21 protein-coding genes are annotated in these 23415 nt (G+C 40.5%); 10 read left to right on the forward strand and 11 right to left on the reverse strand.

Annotated features, from left to right (window positions below):
* Window positions 1-48 precede the first annotated feature (48 nt).
* Complete coding sequence (gene thiL, locus BUW93_RS06455; protein ID WP_081210352.1) at window positions 49-1116, forward strand: thiamine-phosphate kinase; 1068 nt, start codon at window positions 49-51, stop codon at window positions 1114-1116.
* Here the strand turns inward: thiL and BUW93_RS06460 are convergent.
* The 5 genes from BUW93_RS06460 to BUW93_RS06480 form a co-directional block, all read right to left on the reverse strand.
* Window positions 1113-1364 (reverse strand): hypothetical protein, encoded by a 252-nt coding sequence (locus tag BUW93_RS06460; protein ID WP_081210354.1) that lies wholly within the window; start codon window positions 1362-1364, stop codon window positions 1113-1115. The genes thiL and BUW93_RS06460 overlap by 4 nt on opposite strands.
* A gap of 73 nt (window positions 1365-1437) precedes the next feature.
* The gene (locus BUW93_RS06465; protein WP_081210356.1) at window positions 1438-2208 is read right to left on the reverse strand and encodes an alpha/beta fold hydrolase; all 771 of its coding nucleotides are present in this window, start codon (window positions 2206-2208) and stop codon (window positions 1438-1440) included.
* 100 nt (window positions 2209-2308) lie between these two features.
* Window positions 2309-3601 (reverse strand): aminopeptidase P family protein, encoded by a 1293-nt coding sequence (locus BUW93_RS06470; protein ID WP_081210758.1) that lies wholly within the window; start codon window positions 3599-3601, stop codon window positions 2309-2311.
* Between the two features lie 105 nt (window positions 3602-3706).
* The gene (locus tag BUW93_RS06475; RefSeq protein WP_081210358.1) at window positions 3707-3997 is read right to left on the reverse strand and encodes a chaperone modulator CbpM; all 291 of its coding nucleotides are present in this window, start codon (window positions 3995-3997) and stop codon (window positions 3707-3709) included.
* Window positions 3994-4935 (reverse strand): DnaJ C-terminal domain-containing protein, encoded by a 942-nt coding sequence (locus tag BUW93_RS06480; protein ID WP_081210360.1) that lies wholly within the window; start codon window positions 4933-4935, stop codon window positions 3994-3996. The genes BUW93_RS06475 and BUW93_RS06480 overlap by 4 nt, the downstream gene beginning before the upstream one ends.
* A 251-nt stretch (window positions 4936-5186) precedes the next feature.
* Between BUW93_RS06480 and BUW93_RS06485 the strand changes: the two genes are divergently transcribed.
* The 6 genes from BUW93_RS06485 (at window position 5187) to BUW93_RS06510 (ending at window position 11486) form a co-directional block, all read left to right on the forward strand.
* Entirely contained in the window at window positions 5187-5849 is a 663-nt protein-coding gene (locus tag BUW93_RS06485) for a succinate dehydrogenase cytochrome b subunit (protein WP_081210362.1), read from the forward strand.
* A 12-nt stretch (window positions 5850-5861) separates the two neighbouring features.
* The gene (locus tag BUW93_RS06490) at window positions 5862-7865 is read left to right on the forward strand and encodes a fumarate reductase/succinate dehydrogenase flavoprotein subunit (RefSeq protein WP_081210364.1); all 2004 of its coding nucleotides are present in this window, start codon (window positions 5862-5864) and stop codon (window positions 7863-7865) included.
* Window positions 7866-7934: 69 nt separating this feature from the next.
* Window positions 7935-8678, forward strand: a complete 744-nt coding sequence (locus BUW93_RS06495) for a succinate dehydrogenase/fumarate reductase iron-sulfur subunit (RefSeq protein ID WP_081210366.1) — start codon at window positions 7935-7937, stop codon at window positions 8676-8678.
* A 79-nt stretch (window positions 8679-8757) separates the two neighbouring features.
* On the forward strand, window positions 8758-9912 hold the full coding sequence (locus tag BUW93_RS06500; protein WP_081210368.1) for a methionine aminotransferase: 1155 nt from the start codon (window positions 8758-8760) through the stop codon (window positions 9910-9912).
* Window positions 9913-10052: 140 nt separating this feature from the next.
* On the forward strand, window positions 10053-10685 hold the full coding sequence (pdeM, locus tag BUW93_RS06505; RefSeq protein WP_081210370.1) for a ligase-associated DNA damage response endonuclease PdeM: 633 nt from the start codon (window positions 10053-10055) through the stop codon (window positions 10683-10685).
* Between the two features lie 6 nt (window positions 10686-10691).
* The gene (locus tag BUW93_RS06510) at window positions 10692-11486 is read left to right on the forward strand and encodes a hypothetical protein (RefSeq protein ID WP_081210372.1); all 795 of its coding nucleotides are present in this window, start codon (window positions 10692-10694) and stop codon (window positions 11484-11486) included.
* Window positions 11487-11489: 3 nt separating this feature from the next.
* On the opposite strand, the gene BUW93_RS06515 is transcribed toward BUW93_RS06510, so the two are convergent.
* On the reverse strand, window positions 11490-12848 hold the full coding sequence (locus BUW93_RS06515) for a dihydrolipoyl dehydrogenase family protein (RefSeq protein ID WP_081210374.1): 1359 nt from the start codon (window positions 12846-12848) through the stop codon (window positions 11490-11492).
* A 125-nt stretch (window positions 12849-12973) separates the two neighbouring features.
* Between BUW93_RS06515 and BUW93_RS06520 the strand changes: the two genes are divergently transcribed.
* The 3 genes from BUW93_RS06520 (at window position 12974) to mfd (ending at window position 16956) form a co-directional block, all read left to right on the forward strand.
* Window positions 12974-13213, forward strand: a complete 240-nt coding sequence (locus BUW93_RS06520; RefSeq protein ID WP_081210376.1) for a type II toxin-antitoxin system ParD family antitoxin — start codon at window positions 12974-12976, stop codon at window positions 13211-13213.
* Window positions 13214-13516: a type II toxin-antitoxin system RelE/ParE family toxin gene (locus tag BUW93_RS06525; RefSeq protein WP_081210378.1), complete on the forward strand. Its 303-nt coding sequence runs from the start codon at window positions 13214-13216 to the stop codon at window positions 13514-13516.
* A gap of 65 nt (window positions 13517-13581) precedes the next feature.
* On the forward strand, window positions 13582-16956 hold the full coding sequence (mfd, locus tag BUW93_RS06530; protein WP_081210380.1) for a transcription-repair coupling factor: 3375 nt from the start codon (window positions 13582-13584) through the stop codon (window positions 16954-16956).
* A 151-nt stretch (window positions 16957-17107) separates the two neighbouring features.
* Here the strand turns inward: mfd and BUW93_RS06535 are convergent, their stop codons facing one another.
* The 5 genes from BUW93_RS06535 to BUW93_RS06555 all read right to left on the reverse strand — a co-directional run bounded on the left by BUW93_RS06535 (window position 17108) and on the right by BUW93_RS06555 (window position 23365).
* Window positions 17108-17641 (reverse strand): hypothetical protein, encoded by a 534-nt coding sequence (locus BUW93_RS06535; RefSeq protein ID WP_081210382.1) that lies wholly within the window; start codon window positions 17639-17641, stop codon window positions 17108-17110.
* 183 nt (window positions 17642-17824) lie between these two features.
* Window positions 17825-18577, reverse strand: coding sequence for a hypothetical protein (locus tag BUW93_RS06540; RefSeq protein ID WP_081210384.1), 753 nt, complete (start codon window positions 18575-18577; stop codon window positions 17825-17827).
* On the reverse strand, window positions 18534-19937 hold the full coding sequence (locus tag BUW93_RS06545) for a hypothetical protein (protein ID WP_081210386.1): 1404 nt from the start codon (window positions 19935-19937) through the stop codon (window positions 18534-18536). The genes BUW93_RS06540 and BUW93_RS06545 overlap by 44 nt, the downstream gene beginning before the upstream one ends.
* Before the next feature lie 160 nt (window positions 19938-20097).
* Window positions 20098-20901 (reverse strand): NAD(P)H-binding protein, encoded by an 804-nt coding sequence (locus BUW93_RS06550; RefSeq protein ID WP_081210388.1) that lies wholly within the window; start codon window positions 20899-20901, stop codon window positions 20098-20100.
* A gap of 148 nt (window positions 20902-21049) precedes the next feature.
* Window positions 21050-23365, reverse strand: a complete 2316-nt coding sequence (locus BUW93_RS06555) for a M20/M25/M40 family metallo-hydrolase (protein ID WP_081210390.1) — start codon at window positions 23363-23365, stop codon at window positions 21050-21052.
* Window positions 23366-23415: the final 50 nt, after the last annotated feature.

Consider the following 23415-nt stretch of genomic DNA (forward strand, 5'->3'; position numbering starts at 1 on the left):
TTATAGTTGAATAATATTCGTTTATTTTGCAGATTAAAATTTTACAATATGTTTGATGATAGTCAGGGAATGAAGACAAACCTTTCAGAATTAGGAGAGTTTGGTTTGATAGAACATCTTACCCGGAGTTTTTCTCCCAAATTAACCTCTACTATAAAAGCTATTGGCGACGATGCCGCCGTTCTTAATTTTGAAAATAAGCATAGCCTGGTCACAACCGATCTTCTAGTGGAAGGGGTGCACTTTGATCTGGCTTATATGCCGCTGAAACATCTTGGGTATAAGGCCGTCATGGTAAACCTCTCTGATGTGTATGCGATGAACGCAAAGGCTACCCAAATAACGGTATCTGTCGCTGTTTCAAATCGTTTTCCCGTGGAAGCCCTGGAGGAGTTGTATTCAGGAATAGAACTGGCTGCGAAACTTTATAATATAGATGTAGTTGGTGGGGACACTACTTCTTCCACCTCGGGACTTTTAATAAGTGTAACCGCTCTGGGTTTTGCTGAAAAAGAAGATGTGGTTTTGCGAAGTGGCGCCAAACCCAATGATCTGCTCGTAGTAACCGGCGATCTGGGAGCTGCCTATATGGGTTTACAAATCCTGGAGCGTGAAAAGCAGGTTTTTAAAGCCAACCCTAATGCCCAGCCCGACCTTGACCAATATACTTACCTCATTGAACGACAGCTTAAACCTGAAGCGAGAAAAGATATTCCACCGCTTCTTAAAGAACTTGGGGTAAAGCCAACTTCGATGATAGATATTTCTGATGGACTCTCTTCGGAAGTTATTCATCTTTGCAAGAATTCTCAGGTGGGTGCCAATCTGTATGAAGATAAAATACCTCTGGATCCTGCCGTGATTTCAGTGTGTGAGGAATTTGACATAAACAGTACGACTATCGCGCTTAGTGGCGGTGAAGACTATGAATTGCTTTTCACTATCTCTCAGGATGATTATGATAAGATAAAAGCTAATCCAAATTTAACGGTAATAGGTCATATGACCGAAAAAGAAGAAGGGATGCACCTGATTACACGTGCGAATACAAAAATCCCATTAATCGCCAGGGGCTGGAATTCTATGGAAGATAAAAATAAAGAAAAAGAAGATTAAGAGGCCTGTGCCAGGGATTTTCCTTTTCTTCTTCTATGTATTTTGGCCAGATATTCGTTGGTTTCTTTAAATTTTGGAGTTAAACGCGCCAAAAAGCCATTTGCGGTATCGGTCATTTCCATACCACATTTAGCGCATTGGTATTCATGAATGTGATCAGTCACATTCTTTGAAACTCTTAATTTGTGTCCAAAAATGCTGCAATAAACCTTTCCGAACGAAAATAAGTTAGGGTTTTTTTTCTTCATAAAGGGTTGATATTCTTGTTTCTGTAAATACTAAATTATAAAAAAAAGTTAAACTATCGATAAAAAGTTAAAATTAATCGATAAAGTGCAAAAACTCCATCAAACTTTTTTTGTTTTCTATAAATGCCAGATGCCCATCGGGGTAGCTCCAAAATTCACTTCCGGAAGAGCTTGAAATTCTTTTTATCTCTTCATAATTCAGGATCGGATCTTTTTCTCCCGCCATACAATATTTCGGATATTTTAATCCTGCAAGCAACCGGCTGTGGTCGGCACGAATTTTCATTCCCTGCAGAGCAGCAATAATTCCTTCTTTTGGGAAATTGAGCGCCCGGTGTTTCAACTCGTCCACCTGAGGCTTGAATCTTTTGTTGTTTTCTGGCGTCAATAAATTAGAGACTGCCATATTTACAAAAGCCCTCTTGTTTTTAGAAACCAATTGGGTGGCTCTTTCACGGTTTATCCTGCGCTCCTGCGAGTCTGCTTTGGGAGTGGAATTTATTAGTGCTAAACCGGTGGGTATTGTAGGAAAAATATTTTGAAATTCCAAATTTACATAACCCCCCATGGAGTGACCGACAAAAAAGGCCTTTTCTATAGCCAATTCGTATAAAACCGCTTTTACGGTCAGGGCCATCTCCTTCATCGTGTGTACTTTGTCTATGCATCCCGATCTCCCATGACCTGGAAGATCTACACAAACCACTTGTCTTTTTTCTGAAAGCTTGTTTTGAAAGTCCTCCCAGATTTCTGAAGATTCCAGAAAGCCGTGAAGCAAGACCAGGGGATTGCCGGTCCCTTTGCTGGAATAATGTATGGGCGTATTTTTATAATGGATTTCCATAGGTTGGGGTTTCGATGAATAATAAAAATAAAAAGCCACGAATTCACAAATTAAATTATGCTTCCGCGGCTTTAAAAATAAATATTTCCGAAGGAAAGGGCTAGGAGTTCATGATCTCCTCAATCTCCTCGATTTCTATTGGAATGTTGCGCATTAGGTTAAAAGGCTCACCTTTTTCCTGGATCACGACATCGTCTTCCAACCTAATCCCAAAACCTTCATCAGGCAGGTAGATTCCCGGTTCAACCGTGAAGACCTGGTTGGCTTTCATCGGCTCGGTGAGAATTCCGTAATCGTGGGTGTCCAGGCCAATATTATGGGCTGTGCCGTGCATAAAATATTTCTTATAAGCTGGCCAGTCGGGATTTTCATTTTGAACATCGGCTTTGTCCAGCAGTCCCAGGTCTAATAATTCTGAAGTCATTAGCTTTCCAACTTCTTTATGATACTCTGCCCAAATGGTGCCAGGTACCAGCCATTTTGTGGCCTCTTTTTTCACGCGGTTTACCGCATTGTAGATTTGTTTTTGCCGGTCTGAATATTTTCCCGACACAGGAATAGTCCTGGTCATATCACTGGAGTAATTAGCATATTCGGCACCTGTATCGATCAGGATAAGGTCTCCTGCTTTACATTGCTGATCGTTTTCTGTGTAATGTAAAACATTAGCATTGTTTCCGCTTGCGATAATTGGGGTGTAGGCAAATCCCCGGGAACGGTTACGAATCATTTCGTGCCAGTATTCGGCCTCAATTTCGTGTTCCCATACTCCGGGTTTTGTGAATTTTAGGGCTCTGCGGAAAGCTTTTTCTGTGATATCACAGGCTTTCTGCATAAGATCCAGTTCTATAGGGTCTTTTACCGAGCGTAGTCTTTGCAAAATAGGATTGCTTTTGGCTACCTGGTGAGCCGGATATTTTTCTTTTGTTTTTTTGATAAAACGCTCATCCCGGGTTTCGGTTTGAACATTTGCCCGGTAGTGTTCGTTGGTGTTGAAATAGATGGTGTCGCATTGCGACATTACTTCAAAAAAGATCTTCTCAAAATCCTGAAGCCAGTAAACTGTTTTTATTCCACTAACCTCAAAGGCTTGCTCTTTAGTGAGCTTTGCACCTTCCCAAACCGCGATGTGCGGGTTGGTTTCGGTTAAGAATAGCATTTCCCTGTGCTCTGGTTTCGGGGCGTCCGGGAATAGCACCAGGATCGCTTCTTCCTGATCTACTCCACTTAGGTAAAAAAGATCACGGTTTTGCTGAAAGGGCATGGTGCTATCGGCTCCAATGGGATAAATATCATTGGCATTGAATACCGCCAGGCTGGATGGTTTCATCTTATCCGTAAAATTCTTACGGTTTTTTATAAAAAGGCTTTTGTCTATTTGTTTGTATCTCATATTTAGGAGTGTTGAGACGCTCATTACGTCATTTTGTGTTCAGGTTTACAAAGTTATCAATATCTAAGAGAGTAAAAAGGAATAGCGTGATTCCCTCTTCCGGAATCATTCATATAATCCCAAGCGGTTTTTGAGTTTGCGGTTTTGGAGTTGTAATTCTTCCAGTTGTGCAAGCAAATGTTGTATGGCCTCTAAACCTTCGAGGTTAATGTTTAACTCATAATGTAAACGGCGTAACTTTTCGAATGCTGCGATTTCATCCGTGGGAACATATTGTGATTTCTCTACGGTAACGATTTTAATAAGGCCACTTTGAGAAAGCGAGCTAATAAAAGTTTGCTCTACTTTGTAGCGCATGCAAATCTCTTCTGTAGGTATTAGATCTTCTAAATTCATGAGCGTAGTTTTTGCAGTTCCCTGAATAGTTCTTTTTCTTTGGCACTAAGGTTTGTGGGCATTTCTACATTATAGGTAATATATAAGTCTCCGTATTGATTTTCTTTTTTATACTTCGGAAAACCTTTGCCTTTTAGTTTTACTCTGGTGCCAGATTGCGTTTCAGGCTTTACCTTGAGCTTCACCTTTCCGCTGAAAGTATCTACAGTAATCTCTCCGCCCAGCATAGCAGTGTAGAGATTAATGTTTACGGTGCTATATAGGTTCTCTTTTTCCCGCTTAAAAGTAGTGTTATTGATGATTTTAAAAGTTATATAGAGATCACCCCTGGGGCCTCCCTGTACGCCGGGACCACCGTGTCCTTTAATTTTAATGGTTTGTCCGTTTTCCACTCCGGCGGGAATTGTTAATCTGATGTTTTTCCCATTAATGGTAAGAGTTTGTTTTTGGCTGGTGTATACGTCCCTAAGATTAAGTTCTAATTCTGCATTATAATCCTGGCCTTTAAAATGCCTTTGCCTTCGTGAGCCATGTGCTCTGGCGCTACTGCCAAACATCTGTTCAAAGAAATCTGAAAAAGTATCCTCATCAAAATTACCGGAGTAGGAGTGCGCTCTTTGCCGGGGATCTCCATAGCCTTCAAAACCTCCAAAGCCACCACCAGCCCCACCAGCGGTTTGTTGATGCCTTCTGGCTTCTTCGTATTGTTCGGCGTGTTCCCAGTCTTTACCGTATTGATCGTATTTTTTACGTTTTTCCGGGTCGCTAAGGACTTCGTGCGCTTCATTTATTTGCTGAAATTTGGCTTGTGCTTCTTTGTTATTAGGGTTAAGATCGGGATGATATTTTCTGGCCAGTTTGCGATAAGACTTTTTGATATCGGCCTGGGAGGCAGATTTGTCCAGTTCCAATAATTTGTAGTAGTCTATAAATTCCATGGGTTCGGAAGAAGATTAGATTGAATTATTATCTGAAATTACTAAAAATGCGTCCAACTTGCGTTAAGTTTTTTGTAAAAAGAAAAATGCTATAGCACCTCATTGTTAGGGTTTTCCCGAGAAAGAAAAATCTTTGTAGAAAGCTTCTTTGAATTAATTCTAAATTGATGCTGAATTAGCAATGAAAGTTTGTGAGTAATTAATTCAAAATGTATTTTTGTTGTTAAAATCTTCATAAAATAACTTAACTAATGGGTGGAATATTTAATTCTTCAATAGCAAGAAAAGTTGCTATGGCCTTATCGGGACTTTTCCTTGTAATTTTCTTACTCCTGCATTTCATAATAAATTTCACTTCTGTATTTAGTGCTGACGTTTTTAACGAGTATTCCCATTTTATGGGAACTAATGTGTTAATTCAGTTTCTTTTACAGCCTATCCTTATTTTAGGGGTGATCTTGCATTTTGTTTTAGGATTTGTTCTCGAGTACAGAAACAGAAGCGCCAGGCCAATAAATTATGTGCGTTTTAATGGTAGTGCTAACTCCAGCTGGATGTCCAGAAATATGATTTACAGCGGGCTGGTTATTCTGGCTTTCTTAGGGCTTCACTTTTATGATTTCTGGATTCCTGAAGTTGTACACAAATACATAGAGTCTCATCCTGACGACCCTTTCAGATATTATCATGAAACGGTGGCTAAATTTGAATCTCCCGTAAGAACAGGATTATATGTATTATCTTTTGTTCTTTTAAGCCTTCACCTGTATCATGGGTTTTCATCCTCATTCCAATCTATGGGGTGGGCAAACAAATATGCCAAGGGCTTAAGAGGTTTTACAGTGGCCTACGCCATCCTTATTCCTTTAGGCTTTATATTTATAGCCCTGTATCACTATTTTAATAACGTTTAATACGTAAGATTTATGTCAGTTTTAGAATCAAAAATACCGGCAGGACCACTTGAAGACAAGTGGAAAAACCATAAGAATGATATCAACCTGGTTAACCCGGCAAACAAACGTAATATTGATGTTATAGTAATAGGGACAGGACTTGCCGGAGGCAGTGCCGCTGCGACTTTGGCCGAGCTTGGTTATAATGTTAAGACTTTTTGCTATCAGGATTCTCCTAGAAGAGCACACTCTATTGCTGCTCAGGGAGGTATTAATGCCGCAAAAAACTACCAGGGAGACGGTGATTCAGATTACCGGCTATTCTATGACACTATAAAAGGAGGTGATTATCGTTCGCGGGAAGCTAACGTTTATCGCCTTGCCGAAGTATCAGGAAATATAATAGACCAATGTGTTGCACAGGGAGTTCCCTTTGCACGTGAATACGGGGGCTTACTTGATAACCGCTCTTTTGGAGGGGTGTTGGTATCCCGTACTTTTTATGCTAAAGGTCAAACGGGACAGCAGTTGCTTTTAGGAGCTTATTCTGCCATGAACCGACAGATAAACCGGGGTAAGATCAAATCTTATACCCGTCATGAAATGCTTGATCTGGTTATTGTTGACGGGAAAGCAAGAGGTATTATTGCCCGCGACCTGGTTACGGGAAAAATAGAAAGGCACAGTGCTCACGCCGTAGTAATAGGTTCTGGTGGGTACGGAAACGTATTTTACCTTTCTACCAATGCAATGGGGAGTAATGTTACCGCTTCCTGGAAAATCCACAAGAAAGGAGCCTACTTTGCCAACCCTTGTTTTACACAAATTCACCCAACCTGTATTCCGGTTTCGGGAGATCATCAGTCTAAATTAACTTTGATGTCTGAGTCTCTTCGGAATGATGGTCGAATCTGGGTGCCAAAGAAATTGGAAGATGCCAAAGCTATACAGGAAGGCCGCCTGAAACCTACCGATCTTAAAGAAGAAGACCGCGATTACTACCTGGAAAGAAGATACCCGGCTTTTGGTAACCTGGTACCTCGTGATGTGGCTTCCAGAGCAGCAAAAGAGCGTTGTGATGCCGGATACGGTGTGAACAAAACAGGAGAAGCTGTATTCCTTGATTTTAGTGCGGCCTTTATGCGTTACGGTCAGGAAGCAGCCAATACCCAGCACCTTAAGAATCCTTCAGAAGAAAAAATTAAGGAATTAGGAAAAAAGGTAGTCGAAGCAAAATATGGAAACCTTTTCCAGATGTACGAGAAAATTGTAGATCAAAACCCATATGAAACACCAATGATGATCTATCCTGCGGTACACTATACTATGGGAGGCATCTGGGTAGATTATAATCTCGAAACTACCATCCCTGGATGTTTTGCAACCGGAGAAGCTAACTTTTCAGATCACGGTGCAAACAGACTTGGAGCTTCGGCCTTAATGCAAGGCCTGGCCGATGGTTACTTCGTGCTTCCATATACCATTGGGAATTATTTAGCCGATGATATTAGAACAGGACCTATCCCTACAGATAGTCCTGAATTTGAGGAGGCTGAAAATGCGGTGCGTAGCCAGCTTGAAAAACTTTGTAATAATAACGGAACAAAATCTGTAGACCACTTTCACAAACGTCTTGGGAAGATTATGTGGAATAAGGCCGGGATGTCCCGTAATGCTGAAGATTTGAAATCGGCGGTCGAAGAGATTAAAGCGCTTCGGGAAGAATTCTGGAGAGACGTTAAGGTTCCCGGAGAAGTAAACGAACTCAATACAGAGCTGGAGAAAGCAGCCCGTGTGGCCGATTTCCTTGAATTGGGAGAATTGTTTGCTGTAGATGCCCTTCATCGTAACGAAAGTTGTGGAGGTCACTTTAGGGAAGAATATCAAACCGAAGAAGGGGAAGCCCTAAGGGATGACGAAAACTTTATGTATGTTGCTGCCTGGGAGTATACCGGTAAACCGAGCGAGGCAATTCTGCATAAAGAAGATCTCAATTACGAATTTATCGAAGTTAAAACAAGGAGCTATAAATAGAATTGAGAGCTGAGTATTGGGAAGGCAAACTTTTCAATACTTACTACTCACTACTCAATACTGTACATTATGAATCTTACACTTAAAATATGGCGTCAGAAAAACGCTACAACCAAAGGGAAACTACAGACTTATCCCATAAGTGACGTTTCTCCCGATATGTCTTTCCTGGAAATGTTGGATGTTCTCAATGAGGAATTGATTGAAAAGGGAGAGGAACCTGTGGTTTTTGATCACGATTGTCGTGAAGGTATCTGCGGTACCTGTAGCCTTCAAATCAATGGTGAGCCGCACGGTCCCGATCGTGCTATTACTACCTGCCAGTTGCATATGAGAATGTTCAAGGATGGAGATACCATCACTATTGAACCATTTAGAGCTGCAGCTTTCCCGGTTATTAAAGATCTTATGGTAAACAGGGATTCCTTTGAAAGAATTCAGCAGGCAGGAGGTTATGTGTCTGTTAATACCTCAGGGAATACTCAGGATGCCAATTCTATACCCGTCCAAAAAAACAATGCCGATGATGCTTTTGATGCTGCTACCTGTATAGGTTGTGGTGCCTGTGTTGCCGCATGTAAAAATGCCAGTGCGATGCTTTTCACTGCGGCGAAGGTGAGCCAATTTGCTTTGCTACCGCAAGGTAAAGTAGAGGCTACCAGGCGGGTTCTTGCCATGGTAGAGCAAATGGACAAAGAAGGATTTGGTAACTGTACCAATACCGGGGCCTGTGAAATAGAATGTCCTAAAGGGATCTCTCTGGATAATATCGCCAGAATGAATAGAGAATATCTAAGCGCCAGTATGAAATAATACAGGTTAAATTATTTATAATAAAAATCCCGGACTTTGAAGTTCGGGATTTTTTTTTGACCTTACTAAAAACAATACTATGCCCAAATTTCAGCATTTACCTTCTAAACTTCCCGGTGGGAAGACCAGTATTTTCTCGGTAATGAGCAATCTATCCAGAAAGCACAAGGCTATAGATATGTCGCAGGGCTTCCCTAATTTCGAAACCGATGCTAAACTTAAGGATTTGGTATGTAAAGCTATGAAAGATGGTTTTAACCAGTATCCACCTATGAATGGCATTCCTGAATTAAGGGAACAGATAGTGGCTAAAATAGAAAACCTCTACAAAAGAAAGTATAACGAAGCTTCCGAGATTATTTTTACTGCCGGGGCTACCCAGGCTTTGTATTGTGCCATCACTGCATTTGTTCATCCCGGGGATGAGGTAATCGTTTTTAAGCCGGCTTACGATTCTTATGAACCCGATATAAAAATGGCCGGGGGGAAGCCTGTGTTTGTTCAGTTGAAAGGGAAAGATTTTAAAATTGATTGGGAAGAACTGGAACAAAAGATTAGTTCCAAAACCCGGATGATCGTCATTAATACCCCGCATAATCCAACGGGAACTATTTTGAGGAAAGACGATATGCTGAAACTGGAAAAATTGTTGGAAAACACCAACATTATTTTGCTTAGCGATGAGGTTTATGAACACCTTATCTACGATGGCGAGCAACATCAAAGCGCCTCAAAATTCTCCGGTTTAGCCGAAAGGGCTATCGTTTGTGCTTCTTTTGGAAAAACTTTTCATAATACCGGATGGAAAATGGGCTATTGCGTGGCTCCCGAAGTTTTAATGAAAGAGATCATTAAATTCCATCAGGCCACAGTTTTTTGTGTAAACCATCCTATGCAGCGTGCTTTTGCTGAATATTTAAAAGAACCTAGACACTATCTAGAACTTGGAGCCTTCTACCAGCAGAAACGCGATAAATTTCTTGAGCTCATTAAGGATACAAAATTTAAAGCTAAGCTCTCAAAAGGTACTTATTTCCAGGTGTTGGATTATTCAGAACTTACCGATGAATATGATGTAGATTTTTCCAAGAGGTTAATTACACAATATGGTTTGGCCAGCATCCCGGTTTCGGTATTTAATATTAATGGGAAAGACAATAAACAATTGCGGTTCTGTTTTGCCAAAACCGATGAAACCCTGGAAAAAGCTGCGGAGATTTTACATAGATTATAGCAAATATCTTTGTTTCATCATTCCGAGGAGACCAGGGCAGACACAGCAATCTGTAGTTTATGATAATGCAGAAAAGACTTTCATCCGATGAGTATCGGGATCTTGATGACGTATTTATTTTCCAATTTTTTTAAAAATAAATGACCATAAACCTTCAAAATCAAACTTTTGAACTTCACCCTAGCGGTGCCGCCTTCTGGAAAGAGCAGGAGATACTTCTAATTAGTGATGTGCATTTAGGAAAGATCTCTCATTTCCGGAAATTTGGGAGTGCGGTGCCATACAAAGCGATCAATGCCAATTTTATAAGATTGAGTGAGGTAGTTGGAAAATTTCAGCCTAAAACAGTCTGTTTTTTAGGTGACCTTTTCCATAGCAATCTCAACAATGAATGGAAACTTTTTGAAAACTGGCTCAGTTTTGTAGATGCAAAAGTAGTGCTGATAGCAGGAAATCACGATCTTATTTCGCCGCTGAAATATGAAGAATTAGGAGTAAAAATTTATTCTGAGTGGCACCTCAACGGTTTTCTGTTAACTCATCATCCCAGACAAATAGAAGGTTTTTTCAATATTTGCGGGCATATTCATCCTGGTTATCGCTTAAATGGAAACGCGAGGCAAAGCCTTAAGTTGCCTTGTTTTTTTCGTAGAAAAGACCAGTTTATTCTTCCTGCCTTTGGCGAATTTACCGGGAATTATATGATGGAATTAAACGAAGGAGAAGCCGCCTATGCAATTACCCAAAAAGAAGTAATTTTAATTAGTAAATAGAAGAATATGGAAAAGCGCCTGTCTGTTTTAAATGCGATCTCTGTAATCCTGGTTATCGCTGTGAGCTATATCTCCCAAACCGGAATTATTAATGGCAATACTATGGGTAGTCTAAGCGCCGAGTATTATAATCTTTTTACTCCGGCCGGTGATGCATTTGCAATTTGGGGTCTAATTTTTCTTGGTCTTCTTGTTTTTTCGGGCTATCAACTCTATCAGGCTTTCGGACCGAAAAGAGATCTCGCTTTTCTCCGGAAATCAGGTTACTGGTTCTTTGTGGCCAACCTGGCCAATGCCGCCTGGGTTTTTGCCTGGTTAAACGAGCTCACTGCGCTTTCGGTTTTATTGATGTTCCTCATATTATTTTCTCTTATAAAAGTGATTCTCCACACCAATATGGAGCGCTGGGACGCGCCTATTAACATCATCGCTTTTAGCTGGTGGCCAATTTGCCTGTATTCCGGCTGGATCACGGTGGCTGCCATTGCGAATGTTTCAGCTTACCTGTCTAAAATTGGATGGCATGCCCCATTTTTTTCCGAAGAAATATGGACCCTGCTGCTTATCATAATTGCCGGAATTATAAATATTGCTATAATCTACCTTCGGAATATGCGCGAATTTGCCGCCGTGGGGGTTTGGGCTTTAATCGCGATCTACTTCAGGCATTTTGACGAAATACCCCTTATCTCCTATACAGCCCTAATCACTGCGGTAATCATTTTTTCAAATATTGTTTACCACGGCTGGATGAATAGAAAAACCAATCCGATGTATAAATTATTCAATAAAGAGAACTAGGGATTAGAGCATTCCTTTTATATCATTTCCCCAGGTGGGATACGCAAAGATCATTTTTTTCACGTCCTGGCAATTCAGGTTTCCGCACATTACCATTACGAACATATTTATCACTTCTGAAGCCTCCGGGCCTATAAGATGAGCTCCTATTACCTGGCCGGTTTTATTGTCAATAAGGGTTTTGTAGGCATAAACCTTTTCATTAATGTGTTTGGCATTAAACCAATCTGTGGCCAGCTTATGCTTTACTTTAAAATCGTATCCCTGCTTGCGGGCTTCATCTTCCAGCAGTCCTACAGATGCCAGTTTCGGTAAAGTAAAAACTACCGTGGGTTGTGGGGGATAATGCGCTTTTTCCGGCTTGTTTTTGTTGAGCAGATTGGCGGCCACCACCCTCGCTTCCTGGGATGAAAGTGGAGTTAAGGCTAGGCCTTCACTGGCTGAAACATCTCCGCAAGCATACACACTTTTATTGGTTGAGTTCTGTAGATACTCGTTTACCACTATGCCATTCCTGTTGAATTCTATATTCCCCTTTTCCAGGTCCAGTTCGTCAATTGAGGGGACTCTCCCGGCGGTATTAAATACCATTTCGGCTTTTACCGAAATTTCTTTGCCATCCTGAATTGCAGTGACCCTGAAATTTTTTCTGAGCTTCTCGATGCCGTTGACTTTCGCATTAAAAATAAAGTCGATTCCCAGTTCTTCTTCAGAAACCTGCTGCAGGTATTTGACCATATCCTCATCAAAATTATTAAGGATTCTACCTGCCATCTCGATCATGGTAACTTTTACACCTAGACGGGCGGCCACATGAGCAAATTCCATCCCGATATAACCCGCTCCTATAAAGATCATTGATTCCGGTAGGCTTTCCAGGTTCAAAAAATCATCGCTCAAAAGCGCATGATTCCGGCCCTGAATGGGTAACTCCATTGGTTTATGCCCGGTGGCGATCACGATTTTATCGGCCGTTACGGTTTTCCCTTCTACCGATAAAGTATTTTCATCAAGAAATTTGGGCGACTGGTGATACATCTCAATGCCCAGTTTTTTTAATTTCTTCTCGGTTGCTGCCGGCACGGCATCAACAAAAGTATTTTTGAAGGCCATGAGATCTTCCCAGGAGAACTCCGGCCCGCGCGTTATTCCCTTGCCTTCCATTTTTTTTGTGCGATCCAGGATCTCGGTGAAACCGGTAAGTACTTTTTTAGGGTCACAGCCCCTGTTTGCACAGGTACCACCATATTCACGATTATCGGCGATGGCTACTTTCTGCCCTGCATCTACACAGGCATAAGCCACTCTTTTTCCCGCCGTACCGCTTCCTATTACAAATACATCAAAATGTTTAAAAGCCATAATTTCAAATTCTATTCTGAAATTAATGAAGATCGGTGGCTTTGGCTGTTAGGGAAATGGTAAAGTTGGATAACCCATAATTACAAAGATTAAAATTTGGTATATTTAAGTGAAATTGATTGAAAATGAAGAAGAAAACAGAAATAAGATTAGACCCATACTTTGAGGAGTTTATTAAGAATGAAATAAATTCCGGAAAGTACGATTCAGTAAGCGAAGTGGTTCGGGAAGGATTAAAACTTCTGGAAGAAAAGGAAAAATTAAGAGCTTTGAGCAATGCCATTCAGGAAGGAATTGATAGTGGAATTGTTGAAGATTTTGATTCTGAGGAATTTCTGAAAAGAATGAAAACTGAAAACCATTAAATGGCAGTATATTTCTTAACCAGGAAAGCATTAAATGATTTAGCCGAAATTTGGGATCACACAGTCAAACGCTGGTCAGAGGAACAGGCGGATAAATACTATAGACTTTTAATAGAAGAGTTTATTTCCATCTCAGAAAATCCAGAATTAGGAAAAAAATATAGCCACATCCAACCGGACTTATTTGCCTCAATTTTTAAGAGGCATTTGATTTTTTACAGGAAAATTAGTCCAGGGAAAATCGAAATAACCAGAATTCTACATCAAAGTATGGATGTGCAGTTTCACGTTAAGGAGACTTAGCTTACCTACGTTAAAAAAATGTTGACTTGTTGCGAAGCTGATATCGGCGAATTATCTTTGCGCCAATGAGTAAATCTGTTATCGCCCAAAGCTTTGCACAGTCCCCGCAACAGCAGGAATTGAGGGAAATCCTTGTCTCTTCTGAAAAAAATGTTTCCAAAATTCAACTAAAAGGCCTGGTGGGCTCGTCGCTTTCCTTTGTGACCGCCAATGCCTTTAAGGAAGTTGATAAGCCGTTTTTGCTGATTTTTAACGACAAAGAAGAAGCTGCTTACTACCTGAACGATCTCGAACAATTGCTGGGCGATAAAAATGTGCTCTTTTACCCGGGAAGTTACCGTCGCCCATACCAGATCGAAGAAACCGATAATGCGAACGTTCTTTTGCGTGCCGAGGTTTTAAACCGAATAAATTCCCGGAAAAAACCTGCTATAATCGTTACCTATCCCGATGCTCTGTTTGAAAAAGTAGTTACAAGAAAGGAGTTAGACAGAAGTACTTTGAAAATTTCGGTAGGGGATGAGCTTTCCCTGGATTTTGTAAATGAAGTGCTTTTCGAATACAAATTCAAGCGGGTTGATTTTGTGACCGAACCCGGCGAGTTTTCGGTTCGTGGAGGGATAATTGATGTTTTTTCTTTTAGTAACGACGAGCCTTACCGTATTGAATTTTTTGGGGATGAAGTAGACAGTATCAGGAGTTTTGATGTGGAAACCCAGCTTTCAACAGATAAAGTAAAGAAGATCTCGGTGATGCCGAACGTGGAAGACAAACACCTGGACGAGATCAGGGATAGTTTCCTCAGGTATATTTCTAATCAAACTGTTGTTTTTGTAAAAAACCTGGATTTGCTCACCGCACAGGCCGATAAACTTTTCAGCAAGGCAGAGGAGGCTTTTCAGAAACTTTCAGAAGAAGTAAAACACAGCGAACCCGAAGCGCTTTTCTGCGATGGCCAGTTAATAAGAAGTCAGTTGAAGGAATACATGGTGGTAGAACTCAGTAACCAGGCTTATCTGGAGCCTGAAAAGATCATTGAGTTTCAAATCAGGCCACAGCCTTCTTTCAATAAGCAGTTCGATTTGCTCATCGATAACCTGATCGAAAACCAGGAAAACGGCTATAAAAATTACATTTTTTGCGTTAGTGAACAACAGGCAAAGCGTTTCCACGACATCTTTGACGACCAGGAAAAGGAAGTGAAATACGAAACCATAACGCTGTCCCTTTTTCAGGGTTTTATAGACGAGCCTGGCAAAAATGTATGTTATACCGATCACCAGATCTTCGAGCGCTATCATAAATTCCATCTCAAGAATGGGTACGCCAAAAAACAGGCGATTACCCTCAAAGAACTTAATAATTTAGAAGTCGGCGATTATGTAACCCATATCGACCACGGAATAGGGAAGTTTGGCGGCCTTCAGAAAATTGATGTGGAAGGCAAAAAGCAGGAGGCCATAAAACTGTTTTATGGCGAGCGCGATATTTTGTACCTCAGCATCCATTCGTTGCATAAGATTTCAAAATATAACGGAAAAGACGGGAAAGAGCCTAAAATCTTTAAATTGGGTAGCAAGGCCTGGAAAAATCTTAAGAAGAAGACCAAAGCCCGGGTTAAGCATATTGCCTATAACTTAATCGAATTATATGCCAAGCGCCGACTTCAGAAAGGTTTCGCTTTTGGTCCCGATTCTTATTTGCAGCACGAGCTGGAGGCCTCTTTTATTTATGAAGATACTCCAGATCAAAGCACCGCCACCCAGGCCGTAAAAGAAGATATGGAAAACGAACGCCCTATGGATCGTTTGGTTTGTGGCGATGTTGGTTTCGGAAAGACTGAAGTTGCGATTCGTGCAGCTTTTAAAGCAGTAGATAACGGCAAACAGGTCGCCGTCCTGGTGCCCACCACTATTTTGGCATTTCAGCATCATCAAACATTTTCTGAACGCCTGAAAGATTTTCCAGTTACAGTAGATTATTTGAACCGCTTCAGAACAGCCAAAGAACGCCGGGAAACCTTAGCCGATCTTGAAAACGGAAAGGTGGATATCATCATAGGAACCCACCAGCTGGTCAATAAAGCCGTGAAATTTAAAGATCTCGGACTTTTAATTGTAGACGAAGAACAGAAATTTGGGGTTTCGGTAAAAGATAAGCTCAAGACCATCAAAGAGAATGTAGATACGCTCACGCTCACGGCCACGCCAATTCCGCGGACGCTTCAGTTTAGTTTAATGGCTGCGCGAGACCTTTCTACTATCAGCACGCCGCCACCAAACCGTTATCCCATTGAAACCAATGTGATAAGATTTTCTGAAGAAACAATTAGGGATGCGGTCTCTTACGAAATTCAGCGAGGCGGGCAGGTTTTCTTTATCCATAACCGAATCGAAAATATTAAAGAGGTCGCGGGAATGATCCAGCGCGTAGTGCCAGATGCCAGAATTGGTGTGGGTCACGGCCAGATGGAAGGTAAGAAGCTGGAAAAACTGATGTTGAGTTTTATCAACGGCGAATTTGATGTGCTGGTTTCTACAACTATTGTGGAAAGCGGCCTCGATGTGACCAATGCGAACACGATTTTTATCAATAACGCCAATAATTTTGGAGTTTCCGATCTGCACCAGATGCGGGGGCGGGTAGGACGAAGCAATAAAAAGGCTTTTTGCTACTTTATTACGCCACCTTTTTCAGCAATGACAGAAGATGCCCGTAAGCGAATTAGCGCGCTGGAACAATTTTCTGAACTTGGTAGTGGAATAAACATCGCGATGAAAGATCTGGAAATTCGCGGTGCCGGAGACCTTTTGGGTGGTGAACAGAGCGGATTCATCAATGAAATTGGCTTTGAGACCTATCAGAAAATTCTGAATGAAGCGATTGAAGAGCTGAAGGAAAATGAATTTAAGGATTTATATTCTGGCGATGAGGATATTGAAGATAAAAACTTTGTAAAAGAAACCCAGATCGACACCGATTTCGAGATCCTTTTCCCCGATGATTATATCAATAATATCACCGAAAGGCTGAATCTTTATACGCAGCTCAATAAGATCACTTCGGAAGAGGATTTACAAAAATTTGAAGCTGAACTCACAGACCGCTTTGGGGAACTGCCCGTGCAGGCGGTAGACTTGCTCAACAGCGTGCGCATCAAATGGATCGCTTCCAAAATTGGCCTTGAAAAAGTAGTGTTGAAACAGGGAAAAATGATAGGTTACTTCATCGCCGACCAACAATCGCGTTTTTACCAGACCAACAATTTTACCCGGGTTCTGCAATATGTGCAAAGCCACCCGCAAAACTGCACCATGAAAGAAAAGAAAACCCGCAGCGGGTTGCGGTTGTTATTGACCTTTGAGAAAGTAAACTCCATAGAAAGAGCTTTAAAGGTTTTGGAGCCTTTGGATTTAAGGGCTAAGGTTGAAGCCCCCTAACCCCCGAAGGGGGAATTATTGCTTTCTCAAAAAAGAGAGAGTGTTTAATCCATCAGGCGTCACAGGTCCCGATAGCTATACGGAATCAAAACCTGTGAGGTCTTTTATCATTTAATAAAATTCAGGTAGCATTAATTTGGATTATTTAGTTTTAGTCTTCCAGTATATACCAGTCATAAAAAGTATATATAATTTCCCACTTTCCGTCCTTCTTTTGAAGGATATAGATTGGAGATTCATTTATACTTTCCGTTTTTAAAATCGCTATGTTATCCTCAACAATAATCGGTTTACTTATTCGAAATACTCCTCTGGAAATAGAATTTTTCCGATCAAAATTGGGGGAAAGCTTAATATTGCCATTTAGGTGCTTAGTTGATAGCCTGCAAGGCCTTAAACCATATATAGAAGAATTTATAAACCTTAATTTTCCTTTCCCCAAAATTTCTTTGAGTTTATCATTTGAAATAGAAGTAGGGATTCCTGCACGGTCAAAAATTTCTTTATAATCCTCAAAATACCGAGCCCATCCCTTTTCAAATAAGGTTGTCTCATAAATTTCTGTTTCTTCTGAATCAAAAACTGCATTTATTATTTCATAAGTTTTTGCATCACAAGAAGATTGAGCATAAGTAGATGAGGAAAATAAAAGGAATATGAATAGAATTTTTATCTGGACACCCATAAAATAATAAGTTCTGATTTTGTAATTGAATTATATATTTCCCGTAAACTCAAACCCTAACATTTCCTCTAACCGCACCGAAGTAATCTTTTTTCCAAAGTTAAACCCGCAACGGCTTGCGCCTGCTGCTTACTTTTGAGAATATCAATTCGATTGCCAAAGCTTTAAATCATAAAAAATAGTTTACTTTTTAATTTTTTTCAAAAGAACTAATTCTTCTTCAAGGGTAAGCAATCGGAGTTTATTATCAGTAATTTCTTGAATTAAAAATTTTTCGGTAGTTTCCTTTGATTTTATCGATTTAGAAGAATCCTGAAAATGGATTTTAATCTTGGTTTTAAAGCCGAATAAAGTGTCTGTTTTAATTACTATTTCTTTTTTGCCAAGAGCTGATATTTGAAAATTTTCAATATACCTGTCGTAAATATTGAGGAATGGAAAGAAACCTTCAGTATCAGACATAAAAGCCATAATTATTTCCTGTTCCTTATTCCGAAGAACCAGATTGGCACCAGATTGTGGAGTGCCTGGGTTATTAAAAACTTGAATTTTACTATATAACGGAGGATTTTCCAAACCAGAGTTAGAAAGAGATTTTATCTTTTTCTTTTGGATCATCTCCAGGCTACTTCCTAGTGAATCTGCATATTTCTCATAATTGAGGAAGAGTGTGTCTTTGGAGATAGAATAATTGCCATGGGACTTTTCTTGGGTTCCAAGGTGCATAAAATCAGTTCTTTCGAATCTAAAATTTTCTTTAAATACAAATTTGACTCCTATATCCCGAGCAGCTGTAGAAGGATCAATCCTTTTAAATTCACCAATGATGTTTTGTGACTGACAATTATAATTATAGCCCCAAAAAAATAAAAAAAGTAAAAGAATTTTTTTTCTAACAGCCTGCAACTGTGCCTTTTTGTGTCTTGTGATTTCCATTTCTATCTTTTCCTGTGAGTTCAATTGCGATTAAATCCAAAATTCTATTTTGGGCCGTACTTGATAAATTGTCAAATGCATTTGTCCCTTGTAAACCGCCCCAAGCTATATCCTCATAAAACTGCCGATCCATTGTATAGCCTTTCAATTGACCGAATTCTTGTAAGACATCAGCTATTGAATTTACGTAAGTATTTGCGATGTAGTCATGACCATCATTAATATAAGCAATTATCCAATTAGGCCCAAGAAGTTCTTTCCGCTCTTCAAATGTTAAGGAACTAGCATTGCTTACAGAAATAACATAAGCATGAACAGCTTCATGGAGAAAGGTTCGAGCCCAAGATATATCAGTGCCATTTGAAAAGGTGCTGGCATTAAAAGTAGTAGTAGCGGTAGTGGTTGATGTATTATAATTTATATCGGTAGTTGCTGTAGCTGTTGCGGTTGTAGAATTACCACTTTTAACTGCCCAATTAAAGGTGGAATAATCGTTTTCGGCAAACTCAACTATTATCTTACCAACTCCATGTTTATGACCTTGTAAGGAATCTAATATTTTTTTTAAACAAGATTCCAATTTAGAGTCATCAATATTTTCTTCAATGGCTGCTGCAGCATCCTCTTCCGGCTCAGGAAGTGTTGGTGGAGTAAACCCACCACCGGTGTCGGGAAATTCTCCAGGGGCAACTCCATCACCATCATTGTTGTTATCATTATTATAATCACCTCCACCACCACCGCTGCATTCAATGATGTAATAATAGGTAGTTATACAACTGAGTTTCCAGCCCTCCCCTTTTTCATCAATAATTTGTGTACATATGACATCAGAACCATCATAAATCATATCACAAGAGCCTTTTGTATTATCATATGATGTATTCAGTAAAATATCACCATCCGCCATTTGAAAGCTGCTATACTTCTCCCCGGTGATTGTAAAAAAGCTTATTTTACCGGAATAATTTTTGAAATCTTTCCAATACTTAAACCATTCCTCAGAGGGTTCATATCTAATGATATATTTAGAACTTTCGTTTTTGCCATTTTGAAAAATCACCAGGTTATCAAAATAATAATCGAATTCCTTAGACTGTGGGTTTGGTATGTTATTTAGAACAAAAGTGTAACTTATTTTCCCTCTCTCGCTTACCACTTTCTTTACGGGCATATCCCTTCTTATTTTTCCAAATTTTCCTGAATTAGCCGCTGTTTTTCTTGAGGAAAAATCTTGTTCAATAAAGGGAATTAGGTCTTTAGGAAGGCTATTTAGGGATAGATTTTCAATAAAAGGAATTTTTTCCGGTGCAGAATCAATTTTATTTTCCGGGGGGGGGGAGAATTTCTTCAGTTTCACAGGCTGCAAAGAACAGAGCTAAAATGCCAAGTAAGTAGAATTTTTTCATTTAAGTAAGTTTAGGTTAAGTTGGCAGGGTAATTAGTTGCAATGAATTTATGCTTAAGTTTAGTAAGAACAAAATTATTTATTAAAATTGTTAAATTTTTATCGAAAAACATCAAATATGCCCAGTATATTCAAACCCCAACACCTCCTTTAATTCCACCGAGCTTATCTTTTTTCCCTTAGAAACCCCATTCTTCTCAAATTCCGGGGCTTTTAAATTCTTTTCTTTTGCGGTTTTGGTGTAATAATCTTCTTTGGTTGGATGCTCCGGATAGGCTGCGTTAAAGATCTTCCCCCAGGCTTCTTTTTTGATGATTTGGGTGATGATTTCTATACAATCCTCTTGCTGGATCAAATTTACCGGTGCTTTCGGATTTTTTACTCCGGTTTTGCCGGCAAAATAATTCACCGGGTGCCTGGCTGGACCAATTAAGCCTCCGAAACGCACCACAGTAGTTTGAAAATACTCGTTCTCCATCAACATTTTTTCTGAAGCGATAAGTTGTTTGGCGGCATCTGAAGTACCGTTTGGCTCGTCTTCTTCAGTATATTCCGGGAAATCTTCCCGGTCCTCATAAACCGAGGTGGAACTCACGAAAATTACTTTTTCCACCGGTGACTTTTCAATATAATTGATAATCCTACCTATTTTCCCCACAAAATCAGCTTCAGGATCACTGCGTAAACCCGGCGGAATATTAATGATTAGAATTTCAGAATGGCCTAAAAAGGAGGTGAGATCGCCCTGTACGCCTTCAGGAAAGATCTTGATCTGGAAGGGAGTAATTCCCGCATCTTGCAATTGTTCCATCCTTTCCCGCCGGGTGACCGAGCCTTTAACACTGTGTTCAGCTTCTATAAGTGCTTCGGCCAGGGGCAAGCCCAGCCAACCGGTTCCTAATATTGATATGTTCATGATATCTTCTCTGTCTACTCCAAGGGGAGGCGACTTTTTATTTTATTACAATAGCCTTACTCCATTATGATGAGATTCTGAATCAAACCCTATAATTTTCGGGACAGAATGACGATTTATATGCTTCTCAAATCTACAAAACCCAGGGTTACTCGGGGCTTATGGTTTTCTTAAAAATTACCGCATCGTTTACTACAAATGGCCTTGGGATCATACTTTCAGATCTTTTTGGAACATTTAATTCTTGATTTTCCAGGAGATCGAAGCTGGATTCATAAAGGGTGAATGCTGGTTTTTTATCACTTTCCAGACTGAATTCCAGCCGCAAGGTGTCTCTCCCCGAAACATGCCAGGTAAGGAGTCGGTCGTGCCATCGCCGGGTATGGACATTAAATTTGTTGTCCCCAAGCCGTGTGTCATCAGCCTGCAAACCATTTACTGTAAATTTTTCGAAATCCATACTGCGGTCAGCAAAAAGTTCCAGGCGGTGGATTTTACGGTTCGGAGCGATCTTTAGGGAATAATGGGTAATCTCATCCGTAGTCCCCAGGCTATCGAAAAGAATCGCTGGAGCCTCCAGGTTTATTGAAGGCGCTTCGGCTCTCCAGGTAAAATTGGAGCCATACTTACTGCTGAAGGTTTTCTCGTTTGAAGGGATAATCACCGGTTCTTTTCCGAAGAAATTTTCAGTCCATTCATCGGGCATTTCATCGTAGGAACGCCAGTGGGCAGTATTTTCATCGGCATCAAAAAGATAGACCAGGGAATTGGGTTTTGGGCTTTCTTCGTCGAATTTCGACTTGAAATGTGCGGTGAAGAAAAGAATATTGAAGATGAGGAAACTAAGAACTGCCAAAGCTTTCTTCCTTTTAAAATAAGCGAAAACCGGGAGCATTAATGTAAAAAGCAAAAAGCAGAGCAGGGCAGAGGCGAAAAGGATCTTTAAGCCCAGCGCTACCGGAAATTGTACTAGAAGCGGTAGAAAAATGGCAATCGCCGGGAGGCTTAAAAAAGCCATGAGTAGGTTGTTTGGTTTTTCCTGTCTTATCATCACAAAGAGCTGAAGCAACCCAAAGTAAACCGGGATGATAAAATAGGCAGCTCCTTTCAGGTAAAAAGCGAGCAGGCTACAAAGCAAAATCCAGAAAAATAGTGGAAAAACCAAGAGGGAGGCCTTGTTGGTGTTTTTGTGATAGCGGTGATAGGTGAAAAAGGCCACCGTAAGACTTAGAAAAAGAAAAGCAGCGATATAATAATATCCGTTATAGGTGAAACCCTGTTCCATTTCTGAATATTCCGGGTAGATATAGAGGTTGAATTTCCATAAAAGGTAGACTAACAACCCGGAAATAGTTGAACTCAGCAAAAATGCCAGAAATCCTTTAAAAACCGATCTGCTTTCGAGACTTTTCCGGGAAAATCCATAGACCAAAAGCAGGATGAAGATCACCACGGCGATCAATAACATAGGGGTGATCCAGGAGAAAGGATAACTTATCATTTCTCCTCCCGGCAGGCTGAAAAATATTAATTCTTTTTCGGTTTGAAAGTTGGAAAGATCGGCACTCTTAAAAGTCTCGAGTAAAGGCATAAGATAACTGCCTTGATGCGCCAGACTTTCCTTATCGAGGTTTTCGGGGGTGTCGGTTGCGGTGTGATAATCGAAGTGGTCATCGATAAACGCAAAATTAAAGCCCTGGATGTTCGCCTGTTCCCTAAGCACCGTAAGATCGGTATCGTTTGGGAGCATTTTGTAAATGCTGTACACCAGGGAGTTGGTGACCGGATATTCGGGGTTTGCTTCCTGGAAAGCCTTTACCAGTTTGGCATTTCCGGAATTGGTTTCGAGAAACATAAAGGAATCACCTCCGCTACCCCGGGCTTCGAAGTTTAGTACAAGTGCGGCGTCCTGGGTCCAGGGATGGTCTTTTACAAACAGCTCAGCGCCGTTTAAGCCCACCTCTTCTGCATCGGTAAAGAGAAGGATGATATCATTTTCGTGAGATTTGTTTTGAGCCAAGAAAGCACGAATGCCTTCTAAAATTGTTGCCACGCCACTGGCCGCATCGCTGGCCCCTAAAGAAGAATGCGGATTGCTGTCGTAATGAGACATCAAGACCAGCGCCTGGCCATCGCCATCACCTTCAATTCGACTTAGAATATTTTGTGGTCTAACCAGGCTGCCGTTTTTATTTAGCGTATAATCTTCCTGGGTTTGCACCAGCAGATCCATTTTTTGAAGTTCATTAACTATATAATTGCGCACCCGGCTGTGCTCGGCAGTACCGATATAGTGTGGCTGTTGAGCCATAGCTTCGACGTGTTGGAAGGCGCGTTGGGTAGAAAATCCTGTTTCAGGGATGTTTTCTGAAGTGATATTTCCCGGCTGGCTACTAAAAAAAGTAAACCAGGCAGCGATGGCGATAAGAATAAGCGAAAAAATGGGAGGTATACTTTTCAGCATAAACAGAACTTGAAATTTTCAGCAATAAAGATAATCAAGATTTTAAGAAG

This window comes from Salegentibacter sediminis (genome assembly GCF_002078605.1).
In the GTDB taxonomy this organism is placed as follows: domain Bacteria; phylum Bacteroidota; class Bacteroidia; order Flavobacteriales; family Flavobacteriaceae; genus Salegentibacter; species Salegentibacter sediminis.

What these genes read in the sequence shown, in the direction of transcription:
- thiL (WP_081210352.1), top strand. Translation starts at nt 49, where the DNA reads ATGTTTGATGATAGTCAGGGAATGAAGACAAACCTTTCAGAATTAGGA.
- BUW93_RS06480 (WP_081210360.1), bottom strand. Translation starts at nt 4,935, where the DNA reads ATGGAATTTATAGACTACTACAAATTATTGGAACTGGACAAATCTGCC.
- BUW93_RS06515 (WP_081210374.1), bottom strand. Translation starts at nt 12,848, where the DNA reads ATGGCTTTTAAACATTTTGATGTATTTGTAATAGGAAGCGGTACGGCG.
- BUW93_RS06525 (WP_081210378.1), top strand. Translation starts at nt 13,214, where the DNA reads ATGGCAGTATATTTCTTAACCAGGAAAGCATTAAATGATTTAGCCGAA.
- BUW93_RS06510 (WP_081210372.1), top strand. Translation starts at nt 10,692, where the DNA reads ATGGAAAAGCGCCTGTCTGTTTTAAATGCGATCTCTGTAATCCTGGTT.
- BUW93_RS06535 (WP_081210382.1), bottom strand. Translation starts at nt 17,641, where the DNA reads ATGGGTGTCCAGATAAAAATTCTATTCATATTCCTTTTATTTTCCTCA.
- BUW93_RS06465 (WP_081210356.1), bottom strand. Translation starts at nt 2,208, where the DNA reads ATGGAAATCCATTATAAAAATACGCCCATACATTATTCCAGCAAAGGG.
- BUW93_RS06550 (WP_081210388.1), bottom strand. Translation starts at nt 20,901, where the DNA reads ATGAACATATCAATATTAGGAACCGGTTGGCTGGGCTTGCCCCTGGCC.
- pdeM (WP_081210370.1), top strand. Translation starts at nt 10,053, where the DNA reads ATGACCATAAACCTTCAAAATCAAACTTTTGAACTTCACCCTAGCGGT.
- BUW93_RS06540 (WP_081210384.1), bottom strand. Translation starts at nt 18,577, where the DNA reads ATGGAAATCACAAGACACAAAAAGGCACAGTTGCAGGCTGTTAGAAAA.
- BUW93_RS06485 (WP_081210362.1), top strand. Translation starts at nt 5,187, where the DNA reads ATGGGTGGAATATTTAATTCTTCAATAGCAAGAAAAGTTGCTATGGCC.
- mfd (WP_081210380.1), top strand. Translation starts at nt 13,582, where the DNA reads ATGAGTAAATCTGTTATCGCCCAAAGCTTTGCACAGTCCCCGCAACAG.
- BUW93_RS06475 (WP_081210358.1), bottom strand. Translation starts at nt 3,997, where the DNA reads ATGAATTTAGAAGATCTAATACCTACAGAAGAGATTTGCATGCGCTAC.
- BUW93_RS06520 (WP_081210376.1), top strand. Translation starts at nt 12,974, where the DNA reads ATGAAGAAGAAAACAGAAATAAGATTAGACCCATACTTTGAGGAGTTT.
- BUW93_RS06500 (WP_081210368.1), top strand. Translation starts at nt 8,758, where the DNA reads ATGCCCAAATTTCAGCATTTACCTTCTAAACTTCCCGGTGGGAAGACC.
- BUW93_RS06470 (WP_081210758.1), bottom strand. Translation starts at nt 3,601, where the DNA reads ATGAGATACAAACAAATAGACAAAAGCCTTTTTATAAAAAACCGTAAG.
- BUW93_RS06555 (WP_081210390.1), bottom strand. Translation starts at nt 23,365, where the DNA reads ATGCTGAAAAGTATACCTCCCATTTTTTCGCTTATTCTTATCGCCATC.
- BUW93_RS06460 (WP_081210354.1), bottom strand. Translation starts at nt 1,364, where the DNA reads ATGAAGAAAAAAAACCCTAACTTATTTTCGTTCGGAAAGGTTTATTGC.
- BUW93_RS06490 (WP_081210364.1), top strand. Translation starts at nt 5,862, where the DNA reads ATGTCAGTTTTAGAATCAAAAATACCGGCAGGACCACTTGAAGACAAG.
- BUW93_RS06495 (WP_081210366.1), top strand. Translation starts at nt 7,935, where the DNA reads ATGAATCTTACACTTAAAATATGGCGTCAGAAAAACGCTACAACCAAA.